Source organism: Prosthecobacter sp. (assembly GCF_034366625.1).
In the GTDB taxonomy this organism is placed as follows: domain Bacteria; phylum Verrucomicrobiota; class Verrucomicrobiia; order Verrucomicrobiales; family Verrucomicrobiaceae; genus Prosthecobacter.
Window position 1 is genome coordinate 65,105 of record NZ_JAXMIH010000012.1, and the last position, 21,839, is coordinate 86,943.

Consider the following 21,839-nt stretch of genomic DNA (forward strand, 5'->3'; position numbering starts at 1 on the left):
GTTGCCTCTGTTATCTCGTGTTTAAAAACTCTACTTTTTCACCAGCGACTCCAAGTAATCGAGCAGGCTGGCGAACTCCAGCACCGTGAAGTTCATCATCAAGCCGGGCGGCATCATGCTCATGGGCAGCTTCTGCCGGTCTTTGATCTCGCTGGTCTTAAACGTGAACTCCTGCGCGGCGATGTTCCGCAGTTTGACCTCGCTGGCTCCTTCCAGGGTGATGAAGCCCATCTGCGCGGTGCCGTCCTTCATGGTGATCATCTCGCTGGCGAAGCCCTGGGCGATGGTTTTGTTCGGATCGAGGATGTTTTGGGCCAGATCGGGGCGCTTGTAGGTTTGGGCGATGTTGCCGAGGTAGGGGCCTTTTTGGGCTTCGGTCTCCTTCACGGTGTGGCAGGCCACGCAGGTGGCTTTGGTGAAGATTTGCTCGCCGAGGGAGATGTCACCTTTTTCCTTCAAGACGGCGGCGAGGGCTTCCTCGGGCTTCAAGGTCATGAGCTTGGGCGTTTTGTCTTCGATCTTGGTGATGCGCATGGCCTTTGCAGCACGTTCGGCGGCGCCTTTGACCTCGGCATCGGGATCATCGAGCGCGGCGAGCACTTTGGCGGCGCTGGGCATGTGCTTGGAGGCGCTGATGGCGTCGATGATGAGCTTGCGGTGCTTCGGATCGGCCCAGCCTTTGTCGAGCGCCTTCTGCGTGAGCTGGATGGACTCCGGGCTGCCCGTCTTGCGGTTCGCGAGGTTCAGCAAGGCGGCATTGGCATACATCGACACCGGCCACTCGGCCTTCTCGGCGATCTGCTCAATGAGCTGATGGTGGTTTTCGAGCTTCGGCGCGTTCAAGAAGGCTGCCAAAGCGGCATCGTAGTCCTTGCCGGAGTCGGGGAGCTTCTTGAGCGGCTCCAGGGCGGCCAAGGTGGCGGAGACGCCGTCGGCGCTGTCGGTTTTGGAGAGGGCGGTGATCGCTTGGGAGAGAGTAGTGGGGCCATTCTTGGCCCCTGCATCAGAGGGGGCAGGAATGCCCCCATTACGGACCAGCTGGACCAGCAGCGGCACCGCCTCCGCCGGAATCTCCTCCGCTCCAGCTAGCTGCGCCGCCAACTCCGGTAGCACCTTCGGGTCCTGCTTCGCCAGGTCGAGGATGCGCTGCTGTGCCTCGTTGAACTGGATGCGGTTGCGGTTCAGTTCCTTCACCAAAAAGGCGGCTTCCTCCGGCGTGGCCTTCGCCAGCGCGTCCTTCAGTGCCACGGCGATCTTCGGCGTCTCGCTCCAGGCCTCTGGCTGGTAATACGGCCCCCGCGTGTCCGGCCGCGTGCCCCACGAATCGCCCTTCCACTCGCCATCCTTGAAATGCAGTCGGCACAGCGCCGCGAGGATTACTTTGCGATGAACCTCTGCCAGCTTGGGATTCTCAGGGGAATAAGTGCTGACATTTCTTGTTCGAGAGAGTTCCTGCAACAGTCTGTCCACCACAGCCGGGTAGTGTAATAAAGCTAACACCTCACATCCACGTGCTGGATGGTCTGAGTTGAGCGATGGAGCACCAATCAAGTCGATTTCCGTTGGAGACAGAATCACTCCGGTTGTCCCGTCATTGCCGATCTGGTTGACGAGCTTCGTAAGGTCAGCCGTGCCTTCGATGGCGTTGGCTAATGCTCTCCGTGCTGTATGAACCACGACTGCGTCGCCGGACAACCCTTGCAATGTCCCAGCCTCGTAGAGCCACGAAATTAAGTGATCGCTCAGAGGCGTTTTGCGCTTTGTTCGAAGCTCGTTACGATGATGCTCAAAGAGCCTTGCTCCAGAAACTAAAGCCGCGATTTGCGCCCGCACATCCTTGCTCTTAATCGCATCGGCTACTGCCTTAGCTCCGCCAAGTTGAGGAGACATTCCAACGCTATTGGCTGATGAGTTTGCCGCTGCATCTTTTTCGCTCAGGCGACGAATGAGGAAAGGCAAAAGATCGGGATCAAATTTTCCGAAGGAATATTCACTGGTGGCAGCGAACACCTTTCCATCGCGTGCGTTTGATTTGGCATCAATACTCCAAAGCGCTGCGACCCGAGACGCCAATGCTCGATTGGCATCGAGAATAACCGATGAGACCGACTCTGCCTTTTCGGAAGATTTTGGCCGCCTCATGATTTCCCTCTGCGCCTCCATCCTCCGGCGATTGCTCGCGGACTCCAGCACCTTCACCAACTCCTCATCCTTCGCCTTCGGGAAATCCGGCAGCGGCTCGGCTTTGAAGCCCTTTGGCTTCACCTGCACGATGTAACCGACATCCGGGCCGGCCCAGCCGAAGGTGGCGCCTTTCCAACTGGCGCAATAGACGCGGCTCAGGCCATCGACATCGGCGTCGGTGGGGCGGGTCATTTTGATGAAGGGCTCGGGCTTGCGGGTTTCTTCAAACGTCGCGCCTTTGGGCTTCACCTGATGATGCCAGAGGGCACCGCTGCCCCAATCGCAGGTGAAGGGGGCGTTGTTCCAAGCGCCGAAGCCGGGTTCGTCGATATAGACCGCGCCGGTGCCGCTGCCGCCGCCGTAGTCGGCGAGGGGCTGGATGCACTCATCGTTGAAGTTTTTGTAGAGGCGCGGGTAACCGTGGTCGTCGAGGCCGGTGAAGTGGTGGAAGCGCACGTTCCAGCCGCCGCCGTCGTTCGTGTTGTCGCGGGCGAACATGTCCATCAGCGGGCTGATGGCGACTTCGAGGATGTTGCGCGTGCCGGTGGAGTAGATTTCGAGACCGGTGCCGTCGGGCCGCACGCGGATGACGCCGCCGCCGCGATGCTGGAGCGTTTTACCATCGGTGCCGGTGGCCTTCAGGAAACCGAAGTCGCCACCCGCGATGTAAAGCCAGCCGTCGATGCCGAGGCTGAGTCCGTTCGTGGTGTGATCCGCCGGGCGATCTTTGAAGCCGTAGGCGATGCCATTGACGAGGATGTTTTGCTTTTCGGCGACGCCGTCGTGATCGGCATCGATGAACTCGCTGAGATGCGGCGGATGCACGAGGTAGAGGCGATCATGGTCCCAAACGAGGCCGCGCGGACTGTCCACCTCGCAGAAGACCTTCGTTTCATCGGCACGACCATCGCCATCGGAATCGCGTAGGCGGATGATGCGGCCACGGTTGGGTTTGCGCTCCACGGAGCCGTTGCCATCGCTGCTGACGTAAAGCGTGCCATCCGGCTCCGCGGCGAGGAAGACGGGGTAGTTCGCGGCGGCGCTGTTCGCGAAAAGCGTGACCTCGAAGCCATCAGCGACCTTCACGTCCTTCAAAATGGCCGCTTCCTCCTCGGGCGTGAGTTTGACGATCTTCGGCGCGACGTTGCCGCCGTCTTTGTGGGGATCGGTGGCCTGGTTGTATTCCTTCTTTTGGTCAGCGCTCAGCTTCGGCGTGATGGCCTTGATGCCCGGCCCTTTGAGCCGCACCTCGCGGATGCTGGCCCAGCCACCGCCCTTTTTGCTGAGGGCATGAATCTTCACAAAGCGGATGCCGTCGGCTTTGGCGAAGTCATTCGAGTAAGGCGCGTTCTTTTCGTTCGCGCTGCCGTCTGCGAGCGTGGTCCACGTCTTGCCATCGGTGCTGCCTTCGACTTTGAATTGATACACGCCGTTGTTTTCCCAGGTGGTCTCGATGCCGGTGAGCGCCTGCGGCTTCTCCAGCTCAAGCTGCAACCACTGCGGATATTCGCCGCCATTCGCGCACCAGCGGGTGCCTTCGTCATTGTCCACGGCACACCAGGCGAAGTTGTTCTTGCCCTTCTCCTCGCTGCTCGCGGTCGCCTTGATTCCCGTGGCGTCTTTCGGCACCGGCGGCGGCTTCGGAGCCTCGACAGGCTTCGCGGGCACAAACGTCACTTTGTTCTGCCCCTTGAACGGCGTGAGGAAATCCGGCGTGAGCTTGTCACAGGCCCAAAGCAGGCCGCGTGTGATGAGATCGAGATAACGTGCATCGGCGACAGTTTCCGTATTATGCCCGATGGTGGTGCTGAAGCTGCGGGCACCGACTTTTTCGTTCGTCCAGGCTACGATGTATTCCACGTCCTTCGTCGTGCCGTCCTTGTTTTTGACGGTCTGCTTGCCCATGGCCAGCGGATGCGCGTCGAAGAGGTTCACGTTGTTGTAAAGCTCCTCTTTGATCGTGGTCCAATCCGCGAGCGTCTTGGTGATTGGGTGCTCCTTATCGACAAACGTGATCGCGATAGGCTCCTGCGGGCCGTGGGAGTTCGATTGCAGGCCGAGGCGCTTGAACCAGCGATCCTCGCCCGTGCGGAAGCTGTGCATGGCGCAGTGAAGCTGGATGCTGGGGATGGTTTTGTGAGCGTCGAGGATGCGAGTGAGCGTCTCCTTGTTGTTCATGCTCGCCGCGCACTCGTCGTGGATGATGATGTCGTAGCCCTTCGCCCAATCTGCCTTGTCATAGACCGGCAGCGGCGGGTTGGTGCCTTTGTCGTCGGTCCAGATGACATCCACCTGCACATTCGCACGGCTTTGGATGCCGTTGGCGATGACTTCGTGCTGCTTCGCGTAGTCGTGGCAGCAGCCGCCGGCGATGAGAAGGGCTTTGAGGGGCTCGGCGGCAAAGAGCGAAGAGCTGAGGGCGGAGAGAACGAGGAATTTGCGCAGCATGGGAGAAAATGGGGACGCAGAAGCCGCACAAAAAGCGGGGTTTCTATCAGAAAAGTATCGACGCATCAGCGTCCAAACCGCGCCTTGATCAGGTGGCTGCCGAGAATCCACACCTTGTGGATGTTGTTCAGGCGGCAGCGCTTGGTGAAGACCGGGAACTTCTCGCGCTTGAGCTTCTCGAGGATGCGCGAGTAGATGGCAGCCATGATCTCGGAGGCGACCATGTTTTTACGATCTTCGGGCGGCAGCGCCTTCTGCGCGGCCTGGTAGTAGTCACGCGCACGGCGATACTGAAACTCCATCATCTTGATGAAACGCGGACTGGGCCGTGCGTCGAGGATTTCGCTCTCCAGCACGCCGAACTGGCGCAGTTCGCTCTGCGGCAGGTAGATGCGGCCGGTGTCGCGAGCGTCCTGGCCGACATCGCGGATGATGTTGGTGAATTGCAGCGCGTAGCCGAGGTTGATGGCGTATTCGCGGGTGGCGGGGTTCGTGTGGCCGAAAATCTCGATGCTGACGAGGCCGACGACGCTGGCGACCTTGTAGCAGTAGCCGAGCAGCTCCTCGAAGGTCTCGTAGCGCGTCTTGGTGATGTCGCTGGCGACGCCGTCGATGATCTCGCCGAGCCAGGCACGCGGGAAGCCGTATTTGGCAGGCAGCAGCACCACTTCATCGAGCACCGGATGCCCCGGCGGCTTGCCTTCCTCCACACACTGCTTCCAGCGGGTCAGTTCGCGTTCTTTTTCCTCCTCGCCGACGTCCGGGGCATCGGCGATGTCATCGACAACGCGGCAGAAGGCGTAGAACGCGATCATGTCGCGGCGGCGTTCCTTCGGCAGGCAGGCGAGCGCAAAAGCGAGGTTCGACTTCGCCCGCCGCGTGATCTGTTCAGGAGAAAGCGTGCCGCTGGTCATGCGGAGGGGGAACGTGGGAAGCCGTGGCGCAACATGATGAGGAGAGCGGTCAGCAATAGCCAGCAATCGAGCATGGCAAGCACCAAAGCGCTCAGCGGCAACACCAGGATGCGCCAGATTGGCGAATCAACGCTCAAGGCTTGTCCCATTGTGGCGGCATAGTGGGCGAGAATGAAGATCGCCAGCGCGGTAATGCCAAACAGCAGCAGCGAAACCGCCGAACCGATCAAGATGCGCAGCGCGGCGGCTCCTTGATGCAGAAAATGCCCAGGCACCGCCGCCACGGCGAGCGGTAGGGCCGCAAACACGAGCAACAGCTCAATCCAAAACCAGCCGCCAATGCTTTGCGGCGTGCTCATCTGCCACTGACGCCAGCTCATCCACAGCAGATTGAAACCTGCAAGGCATGCGACGCCCTGCCAGCGCGCGAAGGAGTGCTCCAGCGCAGCGCTGGCATCGTTATCAGCCTCGGTGTCCTGCGGTTTCTCCCAGGCCATGACGAAACGCACCAGCCACACCTGCATGCCCGCCGCCGCGAGCGCGGTGAAAACGTAGCGCAGGCCGAGCTTCACCGATTCCGCGCCCTCGGGCAGCATGCGTCTCAGGCTCATGCCTTCGAGGACCAGCCAGCCGAAACCGACAACGGTGACGACCAGCAGCGCTATCTTTTGCTCCGGCACAGGCCGCCGCTCGCCATAGCGATACGGCCAACGCCAGATGCGAATGGTCAAAATGGCAAGCACGACAGGCATCAGGCATGCGAGGGGCCAGGGTTGGAGAAAAACATGCGGCAATTGAGCCAGATGCGCCGCCGCATCGCGGGTGAGCGGCAGGATCAGCTCGCGCCAGTCTCCTAGCTGGACCAGCGAATAGGCCGCTGACCGCTCATCACCCAAAATGGAGGCCAGCAGCGCGGCTCCCGCCGCCCACACGATCAAAGCGGGCCGCAGGCGGACGAAATCCCACGCGTCCGACAAATGCCGCCGCAGCGGATGCCAGCGCAGATGCAGCGCCAGCCCGGCGATGAAGCCGAGAAGCGCGAGCGCGGTGGATTGCCAATGCGGGAGATTCAAAGGAGACGATCAATTCGCGAAAACATCTCGACATGCCAGCGCGTATTCGCTTCTCTCGTTTTCCGTCATGAAACTCACCGCCGCCCTCCTTCTCACCTCACTTTCGTTTCAATCTGCTGCTCTCGCCGAAAACTGGCCGAACTGGCGCGGCCCCAATCAAGATGGTTCCAGCAGCGAAACCGGCCTGCCGGTGAAATTCAGCCCCACCGAGGGTGTGAAGTGGGCCGTGGCCGTGCCCGGCATCGCCGCGTCCGTTCCTGTCATCTGGGGAGACAACGTCTTCATCACCGCGCCCATCGCCGCCGAGAAAAAGCTCGTGGCCCTTTGCTACGACAAACAAACGGGGAAAGAAAAATGGCGTGTCACCATCTCCGAGGGCGACGAGGTGCAGTGGGACGACAAGAGCAATCTCGCCAGCCCATCGGCTGCCACCGATGGCGACCGCGTTTACTTCCTTTTTGCGAACGCCATCGCCGCAGCGTGTGATTTCAGCGGCAAGATCGTCTGGAAGCGTGATTTCAAGGAAACACATGGTGCCTTCGCCACGCAGTGGACCTATGGCAGCAGCCCGACCATCGACAGCGGCAAGCTCTACGTCCAAGTGCTGCAGCGCAACGAGACCTTCAAGTTCCAGGACAAATTCGAAAAAGGCACGGCGGGCAAGGATCTGAGCAGCTACATCCTCGCCATCGACCCGGCCAACGGGAAGGACCTCTGGAAGCAAATCCGTCCCAGCACCGCGAAGATCGAGTCTTTGGAGGCTTTCAGCAGCCCGGTGTTCACCACTTACAAGGATCAGCGCCTCATGCTCATCTCCGGCGGTGACACGCTCACCATCCACGATGCCGCCACGGGCAAGGAATTCTCCCGTGTCGCCACCTGGAACCCGCCGGGCGAAGGCTACAACAGCTTCTTCCGTCTCGTCCCCTCACCCGTCGTCGGCGATGGCATGGCGATTGTCTGCGCACCGAAGAATTCGCCCATTTTTGCCATTCCTCTCGATGCCAAAGGCGAAACGCAGCCCGCCTGGCAGACGGAACCGAAAGGCGTGACGAGCGACGTGCCCACACCCGCCTTCTACAAAGGCAAATTTTACGTCCTCGACGGCGGCAAGAAGCTGCTGAGCTGCCTGGAGCCGAAAACCGGCAAGGTGCTGTGGACGGGCGAACTCGGTGGCAAGACCAAGTTTGAGAGCAGCCCCACCGTGGCCGACGACAAAGTGTATTGCATCAACTTCTGGGGCGAAGTCTATGTCGCCAAGGCAAACACCGACAAGTTTGAGCTTCTCGGCATGAATGAGATGGGCGACGGCTCCAAGCCGAACGGCAACGCCGCCAGCGTCCGCGCCAGCATCTCCGTCAGCGACAGCAGCCTTTTCATCCGCACGCAGGACAAGCTGTATCGCGTTGGTAAGTGATTCACTCCGTTGTCACCATGTTCCGCTCCTTCCTTCTCTCACTTCTCGCAGCATCGGCTGCTTTCGCGGCCCCCGCCGAGCACGTCATCCTCGTCAGCATCGACGGCTGGGCGCATCATTACTTTGATGATCCCAAGTGTCACATGCCGACGGTGAAGGCGCTCGCGGCGAACGGCGTGCGGGCGAAGCGCATGGAGTGCTCGTTTCCGACCGTGACGTGGACAAACCACACCACGCTCGTCACCGGCGTGCATCCTGGCAAGCATGGGGTGCTGGCGAACGCCTATTTTGACCGTGCGACACGGAAGAAGGTGCCGCTCATCCCCGACCCGATCTTCAACAAGGACGAGATTGTCAAAACGCCGACGATTTACGACGCAGCCAAAGCCGCCGGCTTGACCACGGCGGGCGTCATCTGGCCCGCGTCACGCGGAGCTAAGACGCTCGACTGGACCGTGCCGGATGTGTTCGAGCAGGAGCTGTTCGAGAAATACAGCACGCCTTCGCTGCTTGAAGAAGCTCGCGCGGCAGGCATCCCCATCGAAAAGCAGATGGAATGGTGCAAACTGGGCAACGGGGGCAAGGCGCAGCGTGATTACATGTACTCGCAACTCGCGCAGCACATCATCAAGAAACACAAGCCGAACTTCCTGGCGATCCACCTCGTCAGCCTCGATTCCTTTGAGCACGCGCACGGCCGACAGGTGCCGGAGGCCTACTGGGCGGCGAATGACTCGGACAATCGCGTGGCGGACCTGATTCGCGCCACGGAAGAAGCGGGTATTCGTGACAAAACGACTTTTGTCATCACCACTGACCACGGTTTCGTCACTTACACAAAGTCCATCAACCCCAACGCGCTGTTGCGGAAGGATGGTCTCGTGAAATCCGTGCTCGGCAAGAGCCTCGCGCCCGACTCCCAGGTCTTCGCCATGGCCGAAGGCGGTGCCTCCTTTGTTTATGTGCTCGATGAAGCCAATCGCGACAGCATTCTCAAGCAGATCACTCCCAAGCTCGCGAAGATGGAAGGCGTGAGCGGTATCGTGGAAGCCAAGGACTTCGACCGCAAGCTCCACCACCTCACCGCCGACAAAGATGGCCGCGAGCCTGATCTCGTGCTGCTCGCAGGCGATGGCTACACCTTCACCGATTCCCTGGCCGACTCGGCCGAAATCATCCCCAACGACCCGCCGAAGGGCGCACACGGCCATTTTCACGGCGATGCGAATCTCTACGGTGCCTTTGTCATCAGCGGAGCCGGTGTGAAACAAGGCGCGGTGATCGAAGACATCAAGAATATCGACGTCACACCGACGATGGCCAAGCTGCTCGGCGTCCCCTTCCCGAATGCGGACGGACGAGTGCTGGGCGAGGCGCTCAAGTAGCCCTTTGTTTTACAGCATGCCCGGTGTGTAGCGCGGACGTGCATCCGAACCTGTGCCGATGCTCTGGCGCATGTTGGAGTCATCCAAGGCGCGATCCACGGCGTCTTGAAGCGCCCGGGAGGTCAGATCACGCAGCACGGGCACCGGGGAGCCACTGCCGGGGCGGTAGGCGTTGCTTTGGCGCTCCCCCTCATAGATTTTCGTGAAGATCACCCGGTTTGAACCGGCTTCGAGGATGTTCACCCGGATACGGGCGTAGCCGTAGGGATGCACCAGAAGCTGCGAGCGCAGGTCATGAATCTCACCCGAGAGGATGAAGCGGCCCTTTGAGTCGGGAGCCAGCATGCCGCGGGCTTCCAGGCCGTAGCCAAAGGAGTTGCGCACGATGTCGCTGATGGGCAGGCGGGTTTGCAGCGTCTCGATCTTCGGACCGATGGGCATGCGGACATGGCCAAGCGTCTGGGCCTGCACACCACGCTTGTCCTTGAACTGACCGAGGGAAAAATCGGGCGTCCCACGCAACGACTGGCCGGGCTGCGGCACATAGTCGAGGCTGACGACGGAGGAGCTGGAGCAGGCGGACAGACTGAAGACGGTCACAGCTCCGAGAATGACAGACAGGCATCGAAAATTCATGATGGCCATCCTTAGAACGCCTTGGCCACGAATCAATGAGCGAGTGCAAAGGGAACGAATCGCGGGTAAAAAACAACCCTGCCGGAACTCGGAACTCAGGAAAAAAACCCCCAAAACCTGAATCCAATTAACCCGGCAGGGTTGATTTAATGAATATATTCGGAAACAGCTTCCCCATGCAATACCAAAAACTTTGTCATCAAAAAAAAGCGCTCATGCTCCCTCTGGCTGGACTCGTCATTTTCGCCCTGTTCCCCTCGGAATCTCACGCACAGCTCGGTCGTGCTGTCCGCCAGGTCATTGTTGCCCAGGCGGCCACTTGGGATTCCAACACAGCCACCTTGCAGTGCTGGCAGCGTGCTTCCAGCCGTGAGCCGTGGCAGGCGGCATTCGCCAAGCCCGTTCCTGTTTTACTGGGCAGGAAGGGCCTCGCCTGGGGCCGGGGAGTGTTCAACCCGCCACAAAACGGCGTTCCCGCCAAGGTCGAAAAAGACTGGAAGGCTCCGGCAGGCATGTTCCAGCTCGGTTCCCTGTTTGGCTACGCCACCACTGCTCCCGGCGGTGCTCGCTGGCCCTACATCCAGGTCGGACCGTGGGACGCGTATGTCGATGACTCGAACTCGCCGTATTATAACAAGCACGTCCGCATCGACCCACGTCAGGGCATTCCGCCGTGGTTTGAGAAGCAAAAAATGCGCCTCGGGGACGCCGCCTACAAGTGGATGCTGGAAATCCGCCATAATCAGCAGCCCGCCACACCCGGCTACGGCAGCGCCATCTTTTTCCATGTGCGTCGCGGTCCCACCACACCCAGCGCAGGCTGCACGACGATGGCTGAGGCCGATCTCACCCGCATGCTCCGCTGGCTGGATCCCTCCGCCGCTCCACACTACGTCCTGTTGCCCAAAGCCGACTATGCGGCCTTGCGCACGGCGTGGGGGCTGCCTTGAGCAAGATCGTGAGCCGGTCAGATCGCACGCTCCGCACGCTTGATGGTTTTCTTGAGCCAGTCACTCTCTTCTTTCCACGGTGCGGCCTGACGCATCTCAGCCACAGTCATGGGCAGGCGGGCGCTCCAGTTGCTGTCGGCGGCGATGCCGGGGACGTTGAAGCGGTCTTCCAGGCCGAAGAGATCGGTGAGCATGAAGGCGGCGAAGCGGGCGTTGCTGGTGAGCAGGGCTTCGAGCAGGGCACGGCGGATGTGGCTGTCGTATTCCGGCCAGTCGGTGCCGGAGGTGAAGCGCAAGCCGGCAAAATCAGCGAGGGAACGCAGTTCTTTGTCAGCGCGCGCCCAGTCTGATTCATCGCTGCTGTGCGAATCGTGGCGGCGGTGGTCCCAGAGCGTTTTCATCGGCTCGTGGTCGTGCGTGGCATACGTGGTGAAGGCGCAGTTATCGTAATCACCGCCCATGACCACACGCCCCTGGCTGTCGTTCTCCCATTGGCACACCTTGAATCCGGGAACGTCGAGGCTAAGTAGGTGCGGTCGGACGTAATCGGGCACGGTGCCGAGGTCTTCGGCCACCACCTCGGCCTTCCCGGCAGCAGCGAGGATGACGCGCAGGTATTTGTCCCCTTGGACAAGGTTGGTAGCCTTGTGCTCGGGCGTGTCGTCGTCGTTTTCGATGAAATGAGGCAGGCGGTCGCCGGTGAGGAGCCTGGCTTCTTCATCGGTGAGGTGGCAGAACTCGGCATTGCGCTGCGGCCGCCAGGGAAAGCTGTAGATGCGGTAGAAGCCGAGGACGTGGTCGATGCGGAAGATGTCGAAGACCTCGGTGAGCTTTTGGGTGCGCTGCCGCCACCACTGGAAGCCGCCGTGCTCCATGACATCCCAGCGATAGAGCGGGATGCCCCAGTTCTGCCCCCAGCGCTGCACAAAGTAGTCGTCCTTGAAATAGGTTTCCGGCGGAGCGCCGCCAGACCATTCGAGATCAAACTGCTCGGGATGAAAGAACACATCCGCACTGCACCAGGAGATGCCGAAGGGGATGTCTCCCATGAGCTTGATCCCCTTCCCGTTCGCGTAGGCACGCACCTCGCGCCACTGGCTGAAGCAAAGCCATTGCACATAGGCATGGAAGAGAATGCGGTGATCGATCTCGTCGGCCTGGGCATCGTCGCGCCAGGCACGGGCCTTGGCGGCGGTGTTGAGGTCTTCCCGCCAGTTCGTCCAATCCTCATGACCGTGCTCTTCCATCAAGACGCGGAAGAGACAGAAATCATCGAGCCAGCCGGCTTCCTGCACGCAGAATGCCTCAAATTTCGCCAGCCGCTCCGGCTGAAGCTCGATCTGGCTGAAGGCACGGCGCAACAGCGTGTTTTTCAAACGGCGCACCTTCGGGTATTCCACCGAACCTTGCCGCAGCAGATCCGCGCGCAAAATGCCGGTGATGCTGTGGTAGAACTTGTCGTCCAGCTCCGGGATGACGGCGGGAGTGAGTTCGAGCGTGAGGTAGTCCAGCGCGACGGAACTGATGGCATTGTAGGGGCTGCTGTCGCCACCCGTGGCATTGATGGGCAGGAACTGCACAAAGCCGAGGCTGGTCTCCGCTGCCCAGTCAATGAGCTGCCGCACGCCTCCAGTGTCGCCTATGCCGAGGTCCTCGGAGGTGCGAAGGGCGAAAACGGGGATGAGAATGCCGGCGCGGCGCGGCTGAATGCTGGGCATGGAGGAAAAAAGGACGGAATCTGCCAAAGACGAAATGTTTGATGGTTGTCTGGTGCGATTTAGGTAACTTCGCAAGCGTATAGAGCACGATGCGTTCCCGATTCCTGACGATGCTGTTGTTTTTAACGATCTCCGCCGCCCATGCTGCGGAGACGAAGGAGCCACGGGTGATCGATTTCCGCTCGGCACCGCACTCCTACCTGGAATGGAAGCCGAAGGACCGCTTTGCCGAACTCCAGGAGAAGGCGCTGAAAGGCGAGGTAAAACTCGACACCAGCAACGACAAAGCCTTCCTGACCAGCCTGCTGGAGGCGCTGAACATCCCGATCAGCTCGCAAATCATGGTCTTCTCGGCCAGTTCCCTGCAAAGCGAGATTATCAATCCGCGCAATCCGCGCTCCCTGTACTTCAATGAGGACACCTACATCGGCTGGGTGCCGGGCGGGCTGGTGGAAATCATCGCCGCTGATCCTGAGATGGGACCGATGTTTTATGTGTATGACCGCCTGCGCCCCGGCGGCCCGGTGCCCAACGTGACACGCTCGACGAAGTGCATGAACTGCCACGCCGGCAATGCGACACGGCGGCTGCCGGGCTTGATCGCGGAATCACTGCTCGTCTCGCGTGCGGGATCAAGCTTAGAGACATTCCGCCGCGATGAGCAGGGCCATCAGATCCCGCTGGAGAACCGTTTTGGCGGCTGGCATCTGACCGGCGACCACAACATCTCCAACCACAAGGCGAACGTGATGGGCATCCCGCAAGGCGGGAAAAACGAGATCACCTCGGTGAATCCAGGGCAGTTCTCGGATCTGAGCCTGCACCTGCTGCCGACGAGTGACATCCTGCCAAACCTGATCAACGAGCATCAGATGGGCTTCGAAAACCGGCTGGTCTATGCGATCTACACCGTGCGGCAGCTCAAGCACGAGAACAAAGGCATGATGGGAGCCGCTGCGAAGGCGGAGATTGAAGAACGGGCCCAGGAACTGGCGCGCTACATTGTGTTCGCGGATGAAGCAAAGTTTCCGAGCAAGGGCATTGTGGGTGATCCCGCCTACATGAAGGATTTCCTGCGCGACCGGAAGATGACGAAGACAGGCTTGTCCTTGAAGGACTTGGACATGAAGACCCGCATGTTCAAGCACCGCTGCAGCTTCATGCTCTACACCGACACCTGGAAAGCTGCCCCGAAGGAGCTGAAGGAACGCGTCTATTACCACATGGCCCTCTACCTGCGCGATCAGCCCGATGCGCAGCATGCGCACCTTGCTTCGGCCGAACGGCTGGCGATTCGCACCATCCTCAAGGAGACGATGAGCGATCTGCCGGCGTGGTGGCGGTGACGATCACCGGCTAAGCTCCAGCATCCGCAGGATCGGCTTCTCAGCACGCTGACGCAGGTCTTCAGGCATCTCGACACGCGGAGTGAGATCACGCAGGCAGTCGTGGAGCTTTTGCAGCGTGTTGAGCTTCATGTAGCGGCAGTCGGCGCAGGCGCAGTGGCCGGTGGGACCAGGAATGAAAGTCTTGCCCGGCACTTCGCGTTCCAGGCGATGCAGCATGCCGCTTTCTGTGACGATGATGAAGGCGCTGGCCGGGCTGTTGCGGCAATAACCGACCATTTTTTCCGTGCTGCACACCTCATCGGCCAGCATGCGCACCGCATACGTGCATTCGGGATGCGCGACGACCTTGGCGTCCGGGTATTCGTCTTTGATCTTTTGAATGCTGTCGCGAGTGAACTCGACGTGAACATAGCACGCGCCCTTCCAGAGATCCATTTTGCGACCCGTGCGTTCCATGACCCACGAGCCGAGGTTTTGATCCGGCACGAAGAGGATTGGGCGATCCTTCGGCGCGGCGGCGACGATCTTGTCGGCATTGCCGCTGGTGCAGATGCAGTCGCTCAGCGCCTTCACATGGCCGCTGCAGTTGATGTAGGCGATGACGTAGTAGTTTTTGGCCGCGTTCGCCTTCAAGAAAGCCTCAAGCTGCGGTCCGGGGCAGCTTTGCTCCAGTGAGCAGCCGGCATTCGCATCCGGCAGCACCACGATCTTGCCCGGATTCACGATCTTGGCCGTCTCCGCCATGAAATGCACGCCACAGAAGACGATCACATCCGCTTCGGTCTCCTTGGCCTTGTAGGCCAGGCCGAGTGAGTCGCCCACATAGTCGGCGATCTCCTGAATGGCGCGATCTTGGTAATTATGCGCCAGGATCACGGCGTTGCGTTCCTTTTTCAAGCGGCGGATTTCTTCGACGAGGCTGGGGGCGGCGGTGGCGACCATGGTAAAGGAGTAAAACAGACGGGAGCGGAAGCAAGAGGAGCGGTCAAGGAGTCAAGAATTGGTCAAAAGGTCAAGCAGTGGTGTACCATTCGTCATTCATCCTTCGCAGTCTTGCTACGGAGAACGGATTCGACATTCTTCATTCGGCATTCCAAAGTCATAGCGTGACCCAAAAACAGCCCCACCCACTCCTTGATCTCGCTCTGACCGTCATTCTGCCCTCTATCGCGCTGGAGAAGCTCAGCGCACCGGATCGTCTCGGCCCGGCTTGGGCGCTGGTTGTCGCGCTGTTGCTGCCACTGGGATATGGCATCTGGTGCTTCATCAACAAGCGAGGATTGAACTTCTTCTCCGTGCTCGGCTTGATCGCCGTCATCGTCACCGGCGGTCTGGGGCTGCTCCAGCTCAATGCGACTTGGTTCGCAGCCAAGGAGGCCATGTTCCCCATCTTCCTCGGCATCGCTTTCCCGCTCAGCCATCGCTGGGGCAAACCTCTCGTCAGCGAGATGCTGCTCAATCCGCAGGTCATCAATCAACCCGTGCTGCATCAGGCGCTCGACACGCCGGAGAAACATCACGACTTTGCCGTGCTGCTCAAACGCGCCTCCTGGGGCATGGCTGGCACGATGCTCTTCTCCGCCGTGGCGAATTTCATCCTAGCGCTCTATCTGCTCGGCGACAAAGCACCCGGCAGCCAGGAATACGCCAAGGCCATTGGCCGCCTGAACTGGAGCGGTTTCTTGGTCATCGGCATTCCCCTCATGGGCGTGACGCTGGCGCTACTGCTCTGGCTGCTGCGTGCCATCACCCGCCTCACCGGCTTGGAACGCGATGATTTGATGAATCAAGGCACCACCGTGCGAAAGCAGGTGAACAACGGCTAAATCAGCGGGCAAAAACCGTTTGCCGAACCGGCACAGGTCATTTATACACTGCGCCCCGGAATCGCGCGATTAGCTCAGTGGTAGAGCATTACCTTGACATGGTAGGGGTCACAGGTTCGAACCCTGTATCGCGCACCATCTCCCCTTCAAACAAGCTGTAGCTTGTACTCCTGCCACCGGCTCCATTTTTCGCCAGCACGCCACGCTCCACGAGCATCTTGATGTCCCGTAGTGACGTGTCTTCCGAGCACTTGGCGAGCTTGGCGTATTTGGAGGTCGTGAGCTTGCCTTCGAATCCATCCAACAGGCGGTTGATCACCTGGCGCTGTCTTTCGTTCAGCGGCTCCGCGTTGATCTTCTCCCATGCCCGCGCTTTGTGCATGACACCGGAGAGCGCCTCGTCGGCGCGCTCAATCGCACGACCCAGGCAGCCGAGAAACCATTCCAGCCAGCCCGTGACATCGAGCGTGCCGCGTTGAGTGCGTTCGAGCTGGAGATAGTATTCCTTTCGCTCGGCTTCGATCTGCGTGGACATGCTGTAAAAGCGTTCCGCTGCTCCGTCGGCTCGTGCGAGCGCGAGATCGGCGATGGCTCGACCGATGCGGCCATTGCCGTCTTCAAACGGATGAATGGTGACAAACCAAAGATGTGCCACGCCAGACTTGAGCACGGGATCGATACTGATCCGCGCTTCAAACCAATCGAGGAAGGATTGCATTTCGCCTTCCAGCTTTCCGGCAGATGGTGCAACGAAGTGAACGTTTTCCCGTCCGATGGGACCGGATACAACCTGCATGGCCCCAGCCTCAACCGGACGCCAGGCACCCACGGTGATGCGGTGCATGCCGCTCCGCCCCGTGGGAAACAAGGCCGCGTGCCAGCCAAACAGTCGCTCACTCGTGAGCGGTTGCGCATAGTTTTGCGTGGCGTCGAGCATCATCTCGACGATGCCCTCCACGTCACGGCTGGGAATGGCCGTGCCCGCGTATTCCAGTCCGAGGCGGCGGGCGATGGAGGATCGCACTTCCTCAGCATTGAGCTTTTCGCCTTCAATCGCGCTCGATTTCACCACATCCGATGTCAGCGTGGTAAGCTGCGCTTCTGTGCGCAGGCGAAAGCCGAGTCCTTCCATCCGGCCCAGTAGCCGCCCTTGGCGATGCCGTACGTCAGCCAGCAAGGGAGAAAGTTTGGCTTCGTTCCAGTGCAGTTTTGGCCAGTCAGGCTGTTCGTGGATGTATTCCATATTCTCCGCTCGTTTTGCGGTGATTATGCCGCAGATTCCCCGCAGGCGCAATCATTCCCCGCGCTTTGTGCGGTGATTAAAGCGGATTTTCCCCGCAAGTGCCGTCTGTTTAGCGTTTTCCTATCCATTTAAATCCTCCGGCTTTGGTGGGAAAAGTCTTCCCTTCGCGACTACTTCGTGGGCCGCTACCCCTTCCAACGGGAGGTATCCCGTAACGCCCTCGGCTCCGCTCACCCCCGCGAGCCATCTCACCTGAAGGCCGGAGCTTTGGACGGTGATTTCGTCCCTTCAACGCCTGCATCACTCACCACACTAACCGTCACGCCAGAATCTCGCTCACCACACGCGCCTGCGGATTCTCCACGAGCACCTGTTCGGTGCCGTTGCGCTTGTAGCTGAGCTTTTTGGCATCAAGGCCGAAGAGGTGGAGCAGCGTGGCGTGGTAGTCGTAGTGGTTGACCACGTCTTTGACGGCATGGTGGCCGAACTCGTCAGTCTCACCGTGCATGTGGCCGGCTTTGAAGCCGCCGCCGGCCACCCACATGCTGAAGCCGTAGGTGTTGTGATCGCGGCCGACGGACTTGCGATCCTTGGCACCAGCGCGGTTTTGAATGACCGGCAAACGACCCATTTCACCACCCCAGTGAACGATGGTGGTGTCGAGCAGGCCGCGCTGCTTGAGATCGGTGACGAGCGCGGCTGCGCCTTGATCGACATACAAGCAAGCGGCGGGCAACGAGGTGGAGATGTTGTTGTGGTGATCCCAGGTTTGATTGCCGGTGAACAGCGAGACGCAGCGCACGCCGCGCTCGACGAGCCGACGCGCAATCAAACAGCGCGTGCCGAACTCGGCGGCAGCGGGATTGTCGAGACCGTAGAGCTTCTTGGTGGCGGCGCTTTCCTGATCAATGTTCAGCGCCTCTTTGGCGGCGGTCTGCATGCGGGCGGCAAGTTCAAAACTCTGAATGCGAGCTTCGAGATCGGCCTCGCCAGGACGTGCTTCAAGGTGCTCGCGGTTGAGGCGTTGGACGAAGTTGAGGTAGCGCGCCTGGGCATCGCCTTTGAGACTCAGCGGGGCGTCGAGATTCGGAATGCGCGGCTCTTTGGGCCGAATGACAGTGCCTTGATACAGCGAGGGCAACCAACCGTTGCTCCAGTTGTCCACGCCGAGCACGGGCAGGCCGCGAGGATCGGTGAGGGCGACGTAGGCGGGAAGATCCTGATTTTCAGAGCCAAGGCCGTACGTGAACCAACTGCCGAGCGTGGGTCTGCCGCCGGTGACCTGGCCGTTGAGCAAGGCGTAGATGGACTGGCCGTGATTGTTTACGCCAGTGTGCATCGAGCGGATGAGCGTGACGTCATCGGTGATGCGTGAGAAGTGCGGCAGCAGTTCGCTGACATCCATGCCGCACTGGCCGTGTTTCTTGAACTGCCACGGACTGCCCATGCACTCGCGACTGGCTCCGGCGGCATCGTCGTATTTGACTTCGCCGGGGAAATCCTTGCCATCGAGACGGGTGAGTTCGGGCTTGGGATCAAACAGATCCATGTGGCTCGGCCCGCCCTGCATGAACATCGAGATCATCGCCTTCGCCTGCCCAAATCCATGCGGAGCTTTCGGTTTGAGATCGAAATGACGGGTCGCCGCCTGCTCGCTGGTGGCGAGGAGGTTTTGCTCCTTCAGCAGCGTGGCCAAAGCGATGCCACCGATGCCGTAGCAGGAACGGTTGAGGATGGAGCGGCGGGTGTGCAGCATGATGCTCTAACCTACGGGCAAAAGGCACACATTCTTCCCACTAGGCCTTCGCCACGCTGCGCACGGTGCCGTTGGCGAGACGCGTGAGCAGTTCATCGCCTGCATGAACGTCGGCAGCGTCTTTGAGCACGCATCCATCCGCATTCGTGGTGTAGGAGAAGCCGCGGGCGAGGACGGCATCAGGGCCGATGTGCTGCATGAGTTCGTGACGCGATTGCACGCGGTCGGAAAGGCGGTCGAGACGATGCAGCAGGCTTTGACGCAGCCGCTGGGCACAGGTTTCAGCGCGATGCACGGCCTCGCTGAGTTGCACGCGAGGATGATGCGCGGTGAGAACGTGCTGCTTCTGCGTGAGATCATCGGTCCACACCTGCAACTGCTCGCGCACAGCGTCGCGCAGACGGGATTCGTGATCGTCGATGCTTTGCTCGGCCTGCTGGAGCAAACGCTCCGGCGCATGGAGCAGCGGGCCTTTGGCGGTGAGGTCGATGATATGCTGATGATGATCAAGCAGCGTGCCGACTCGGGCTTTCAGCGTGCGGGCGATGCTTTCAAAGTGCCGCTGCAACTCGGCGCTGTCGGGAGCGAGCAATTCAGCGGCGGCGCTGGGCGTCGGAGCACGCAGATCGGCGACGAAATCGGCGATGGTAAAGTCGATCTCATGTCCGACAGCAGAGATGATCGGAATGGGACATGCCGCGATGGCGCGGGCGAGCACTTCTTCGTTGAAGCACCATAGGTCTTCCAAACTGCCACCACCACGGCCCACGACGATCGTGTCCGGCACAGGCAGGCCGAAATTTTCGGCATCACCGAGCACTTTGAGAGCGCGGACGATCTCCAATTCGGCCCCCTGCCCTTGCACACGCACAGGAAACACGAGCACACGCACCCATGGCGCCCGGCGCGTGAGGATGTTCAACATGTCCTGGATCGCCGCTCCGGTGGGCGAGGTGACGAGCGCCACGACACGCGGGAAGCGCGGGATGGGACGTTTGTTTTCTTCATCAAAGAGTCCCTCGGCATGCAGTTGGCGCTTCAGAGCTTCGAAGCGCTCCTGGAGCGAGCCTTTGCCCTTCGCCTGCACCTGCTTGACGACCATCTGATACTGGCCGCGTGTCTCATAAACGCTGATCTCGCCATGCACCTGCACGAGGGCGCCGTCTTGCAGGCGTGTGGTGCTGCGGGCGGCGGCCCCACGAAAAAAAACGCACGAGAGCTGCGCGCCGGCGTCCTTCAGCGTGAAGTATTGATGGCCGGAAGATTGCAGGCGGTGGTTGCTGATCTCACCCTCGACCCAGACACTGCCGATGTGGCCCTCCAGCACCTCGCGAATCTCGCGCGTGAGCTGGGTGACGGAGAGGACTTCGCTGTCTTCGGGCATGATGCGCGTCATTTGGCGCAGATGCTGGCAAAGTCCAGCCGCGTCACACGACCAAGTGCCACAACCAGCCCACCACACCCGAGGCCACCGACCACCAGCAGCGTGCCACCTCCGCGATGCCAAGTCCTGGCGATGGCGATGCGGCGAGAAACAGAGCGATGAGCAGGAAGGCGTTGATGAGGAAAATGAGCATCATCGAGAAGAACTCGCCGTTGCGTTTGAGGTCCCCCTGCTCGGCGAGCACCGTTTTGACCGTGTAGGTAGCGTGAAAAAACCACGTCAGGCCGACCAAGGCGTAAAGAAAACGTGTCGGCTTCAGATGCACCGTCCATTTCCAGAGCGAGACCGCGTGCGCTTCCTGCATGTCCAGCGCCAGCCCGGCGATGCCGAAGACAATCATGATGATGAGCGTGTAGAATGGGATCAAATAAGGGGCCAGCGTGATCCAGGTGTTCGACTTGTCCGTCTCGACGTAACCACCCGCCGCGCTGACTTTCCAGTCGAAGATGCGTCCGCCAAACATACGAGCGGTGACGAGATGGCTGAACTCATGGCCAAAAACGTAGGCCGTCACCGGTCGCAGGCCGGCCAGATAGGCCAGACCCCACAAAACCCCGCCGAAGGTGAAAAAGACAAATTCCTCGGACTTCAGGAAACCCATGCGCGTCACCGCACGCCAGAGCATCAGGATCAGGGTGATCGCCGTCACCAGACAGGCCGGAGCCAGCAATGCGCCACCGATCCAACGCTTCGTGAGAAGGAGGAAACGGTCCCGATGCACGTCACGCCGGTTGTTGATGCCGGCAGGGCGATTGCGGGTCTCATGGAGGTGTCGGCGCAGGTTTGCGGTGGACATGGGAATACTGAGTTATTTAACCTTTGTTAAACATCTTCACAATCCAAAATGTGAATATGTGAACAAGTCGCCCCCGATCTCAGCCTTTGAAGGCCCACCAGACCATCAGCGTCACAGTCAAAATCACGACCACAAACCCTATCGCAATGCAGAACCAAGATTCAGGATCAGGCTTGCTTCGACCCAAGGTAACGATGCGCTCTGTCCAGGCTCCAATCCAGCCAAGAAAATCCACAAAGGCGCTCTCCAGCAATCCCTCGGCCAAACCTCCAATAAGCTCCACAAGGAACTTCAACAAGACAGCCAGACATCCAACGCCTTCATTCAGCGGCATAAAAGTCCTCCCAGCGTGTGTTCATTTGCGAAACATGAAGTACACCGCCCCGCACATGCAGAGAGCGGCCCAGAGATAGTCCCACTTCAGCGGCTGCTTCATATAGAACAGCACGAACGGCACGAAAACCATCAGCGTGATGACCTCCTGAATGATCTTGAGCTGAGGCAGGCTTAGCGCCGTGCTGCCGATGCGGTTGGCAGGCACTTGCAGCATGTATTCAAAGAAGGCGATGCCCCAACTGATGAAAGCGGCGATAAACCACGGCTTCGCCTTCATGTCCTTCAGATGCGCATACCACGCGAAGGTCATGAAAACGTTCGACGCCACCAGCAGTCCGACAGCTTTGATCACAGGCCAGTTCAT

The 21,839-nt window shown here is 60.0% G+C and carries 17 protein-coding genes and 1 tRNA gene; 6 read left to right on the forward strand and 12 right to left on the reverse strand.

Translation table 11 applies throughout. From position 1 onward, the window contains the following. Positions 1–30: 30 nt before the first annotated feature. The 3 genes from U1A53_RS15370 to U1A53_RS15380 all read right to left on the reverse strand — a co-directional run bounded on the left by U1A53_RS15370 (position 31) and on the right by U1A53_RS15380 (position 6,619). On the reverse strand, positions 31–4,632 hold the full coding sequence (locus U1A53_RS15370; protein ID WP_322282277.1) for a discoidin domain-containing protein: 4,602 nt from the start codon (positions 4,630–4,632) through the stop codon (positions 31–33). A gap of 65 nt (positions 4,633–4,697) precedes the next feature. Continuing rightward, positions 4,698–5,546: a squalene/phytoene synthase family protein gene (locus U1A53_RS15375; protein WP_322282279.1), complete on the reverse strand. Its 849-nt coding sequence runs from the start codon at positions 5,544–5,546 to the stop codon at positions 4,698–4,700. After that, entirely contained in the window at positions 5,543–6,619 is a 1,077-nt protein-coding gene (locus U1A53_RS15380; protein WP_322282281.1) for a hypothetical protein, read from the reverse strand. The genes U1A53_RS15375 and U1A53_RS15380 overlap by 4 nt, the downstream gene beginning before the upstream one ends. A 67-nt stretch (positions 6,620–6,686) precedes the next feature. On the opposite strand from U1A53_RS15380, the gene U1A53_RS15385 reads away from it, so the two are divergent. Both U1A53_RS15385 and U1A53_RS15390 read left to right on the forward strand, forming a co-directional pair. Continuing rightward, positions 6,687–8,036 carry a PQQ-binding-like beta-propeller repeat protein gene (locus U1A53_RS15385; RefSeq protein ID WP_322282282.1) on the forward strand — a complete coding sequence of 450 codons (1,350 nt, stop codon included), beginning with the start codon at positions 6,687–6,689 and terminating at the stop codon, positions 8,034–8,036. 17 nt (positions 8,037–8,053) lie between these two features. Continuing rightward, a complete protein-coding gene (locus tag U1A53_RS15390; protein ID WP_322282283.1) occupies positions 8,054–9,421 on the forward strand; it encodes an alkaline phosphatase family protein in 1,368 nt (455 codons plus the stop codon). A 9-nt stretch (positions 9,422–9,430) separates the two neighbouring features. Here the strand turns inward: U1A53_RS15390 and U1A53_RS15395 are convergent, their stop codons facing one another. Then, positions 9,431–10,057 (reverse strand): hypothetical protein, encoded by a 627-nt coding sequence (locus U1A53_RS15395; protein ID WP_322282285.1) that lies wholly within the window; start codon positions 10,055–10,057, stop codon positions 9,431–9,433. A gap of 215 nt (positions 10,058–10,272) precedes the next feature. Between U1A53_RS15395 and U1A53_RS15400 the strand changes: the two genes are divergently transcribed. Beyond that, a complete protein-coding gene (locus tag U1A53_RS15400; RefSeq protein WP_322282286.1) occupies positions 10,273–11,007 on the forward strand; it encodes a L,D-transpeptidase family protein in 735 nt (244 codons plus the stop codon). Positions 11,008–11,024: 17 nt separating this feature from the next. Here U1A53_RS15400 and U1A53_RS15405 read toward each other — a convergent pair whose 3' ends face one another. Then, positions 11,025–12,725: a 4-alpha-glucanotransferase gene (locus tag U1A53_RS15405; RefSeq protein WP_322282287.1), complete on the reverse strand. Its 1,701-nt coding sequence runs from the start codon at positions 12,723–12,725 to the stop codon at positions 11,025–11,027. An 89-nt stretch (positions 12,726–12,814) separates the two neighbouring features. Here U1A53_RS15405 and U1A53_RS15410 point away from each other — a divergent pair, with 89 nt between their 5' ends. After that, positions 12,815–14,071 carry a hypothetical protein gene (locus U1A53_RS15410; protein ID WP_322282288.1) on the forward strand — a complete coding sequence of 419 codons (1,257 nt, stop codon included), beginning with the start codon at positions 12,815–12,817 and terminating at the stop codon, positions 14,069–14,071. A gap of 3 nt (positions 14,072–14,074) precedes the next feature. Here U1A53_RS15410 and nadA read toward each other — a convergent pair whose 3' ends face one another. Further along, on the reverse strand, positions 14,075–15,016 hold the full coding sequence (nadA, locus tag U1A53_RS15415) for a quinolinate synthase NadA (protein WP_322282290.1): 942 nt from the start codon (positions 15,014–15,016) through the stop codon (positions 14,075–14,077). Between the two features lie 164 nt (positions 15,017–15,180). Between nadA and U1A53_RS15420 the strand changes: the two genes are divergently transcribed. After that, a complete protein-coding gene (locus tag U1A53_RS15420) occupies positions 15,181–15,900 on the forward strand; it encodes a VC0807 family protein (protein WP_322282291.1) in 720 nt (239 codons plus the stop codon). A 63-nt stretch (positions 15,901–15,963) separates the two neighbouring features. Then, a tRNA-Val gene (locus U1A53_RS15425) sits at positions 15,964–16,038 on the forward strand. Here U1A53_RS15425 and U1A53_RS15430 read toward each other — a convergent pair. The 6 genes from U1A53_RS15430 to U1A53_RS15455 all read right to left on the reverse strand — a co-directional run bounded on the left by U1A53_RS15430 (position 15,989) and on the right by U1A53_RS15455 (position 21,839). Continuing rightward, positions 15,989–17,143, reverse strand: a complete 1,155-nt coding sequence (locus U1A53_RS15430; RefSeq protein WP_322282373.1) for a Fic family protein — start codon at positions 17,141–17,143, stop codon at positions 15,989–15,991. The two genes, U1A53_RS15425 and U1A53_RS15430, sit on opposite strands and share 50 nt — an antisense overlap. Before the next feature lie 319 nt (positions 17,144–17,462). Continuing rightward, positions 17,463–18,899 carry a DUF1501 domain-containing protein gene (locus U1A53_RS15435; RefSeq protein ID WP_322282292.1) on the reverse strand — a complete coding sequence of 479 codons (1,437 nt, stop codon included), beginning with the start codon at positions 18,897–18,899 and terminating at the stop codon, positions 17,463–17,465. Between the two features lie 40 nt (positions 18,900–18,939). Further along, positions 18,940–20,283, reverse strand: a complete 1,344-nt coding sequence (gene xseA / locus U1A53_RS15440) for an exodeoxyribonuclease VII large subunit (protein ID WP_322282294.1) — start codon at positions 20,281–20,283, stop codon at positions 18,940–18,942. Between the two features lie 43 nt (positions 20,284–20,326). Further along, on the reverse strand, positions 20,327–21,139 hold the full coding sequence (locus U1A53_RS15445) for a hypothetical protein (RefSeq protein WP_322282296.1): 813 nt from the start codon (positions 21,137–21,139) through the stop codon (positions 20,327–20,329). A 79-nt stretch (positions 21,140–21,218) separates the two neighbouring features. After that, complete coding sequence (locus U1A53_RS15450) at positions 21,219–21,473, reverse strand: hypothetical protein (RefSeq protein ID WP_322282297.1); 255 nt, start codon at positions 21,471–21,473, stop codon at positions 21,219–21,221. A gap of 21 nt (positions 21,474–21,494) precedes the next feature. After that, complete coding sequence (locus tag U1A53_RS15455; RefSeq protein WP_322282298.1) at positions 21,495–21,839, reverse strand: DMT family protein; 345 nt, start codon at positions 21,837–21,839, stop codon at positions 21,495–21,497.

Coding starts and splice junctions, on each gene's coding strand:
- U1A53_RS15370 (WP_322282277.1), bottom strand. CDS start 4,632: ATGCTGCGCAAATTCCTCGTTCTCTCCGCCCTCAGCTCTTCGCTCTTT.
- U1A53_RS15375 (WP_322282279.1), bottom strand. CDS start 5,546: ATGACCAGCGGCACGCTTTCTCCTGAACAGATCACGCGGCGGGCGAAG.
- U1A53_RS15385 (WP_322282282.1), top strand. CDS start 6,687: ATGAAACTCACCGCCGCCCTCCTTCTCACCTCACTTTCGTTTCAATCT.
- U1A53_RS15390 (WP_322282283.1), top strand. CDS start 8,054: ATGTTCCGCTCCTTCCTTCTCTCACTTCTCGCAGCATCGGCTGCTTTC.
- U1A53_RS15395 (WP_322282285.1), bottom strand. CDS start 10,057: ATGAATTTTCGATGCCTGTCTGTCATTCTCGGAGCTGTGACCGTCTTC.
- U1A53_RS15400 (WP_322282286.1), top strand. CDS start 10,273: ATGCTCCCTCTGGCTGGACTCGTCATTTTCGCCCTGTTCCCCTCGGAA.
- U1A53_RS15405 (WP_322282287.1), bottom strand. CDS start 12,725: ATGCCCAGCATTCAGCCGCGCCGCGCCGGCATTCTCATCCCCGTTTTC.
- U1A53_RS15410 (WP_322282288.1), top strand. CDS start 12,815: ATGCGTTCCCGATTCCTGACGATGCTGTTGTTTTTAACGATCTCCGCC.
- nadA (WP_322282290.1), bottom strand. CDS start 15,016: ATGGTCGCCACCGCCGCCCCCAGCCTCGTCGAAGAAATCCGCCGCTTG.
- U1A53_RS15430 (WP_322282373.1), bottom strand. CDS start 17,143: ATGGAATACATCCACGAACAGCCTGACTGGCCAAAACTGCACTGGAAC.
- U1A53_RS15435 (WP_322282292.1), bottom strand. CDS start 18,899: ATGCTGCACACCCGCCGCTCCATCCTCAACCGTTCCTGCTACGGCATC.
- xseA (WP_322282294.1), bottom strand. CDS start 20,283: ATGCCCGAAGACAGCGAAGTCCTCTCCGTCACCCAGCTCACGCGCGAG.
- U1A53_RS15445 (WP_322282296.1), bottom strand. CDS start 21,139: ATGTCCACCGCAAACCTGCGCCGACACCTCCATGAGACCCGCAATCGC.
- U1A53_RS15450 (WP_322282297.1), bottom strand. CDS start 21,473: ATGCCGCTGAATGAAGGCGTTGGATGTCTGGCTGTCTTGTTGAAGTTC.
- U1A53_RS15455 (WP_322282298.1), bottom strand. CDS start 21,839: ATGAACTGGCCTGTGATCAAAGCTGTCGGACTGCTGGTGGCGTCGAAC.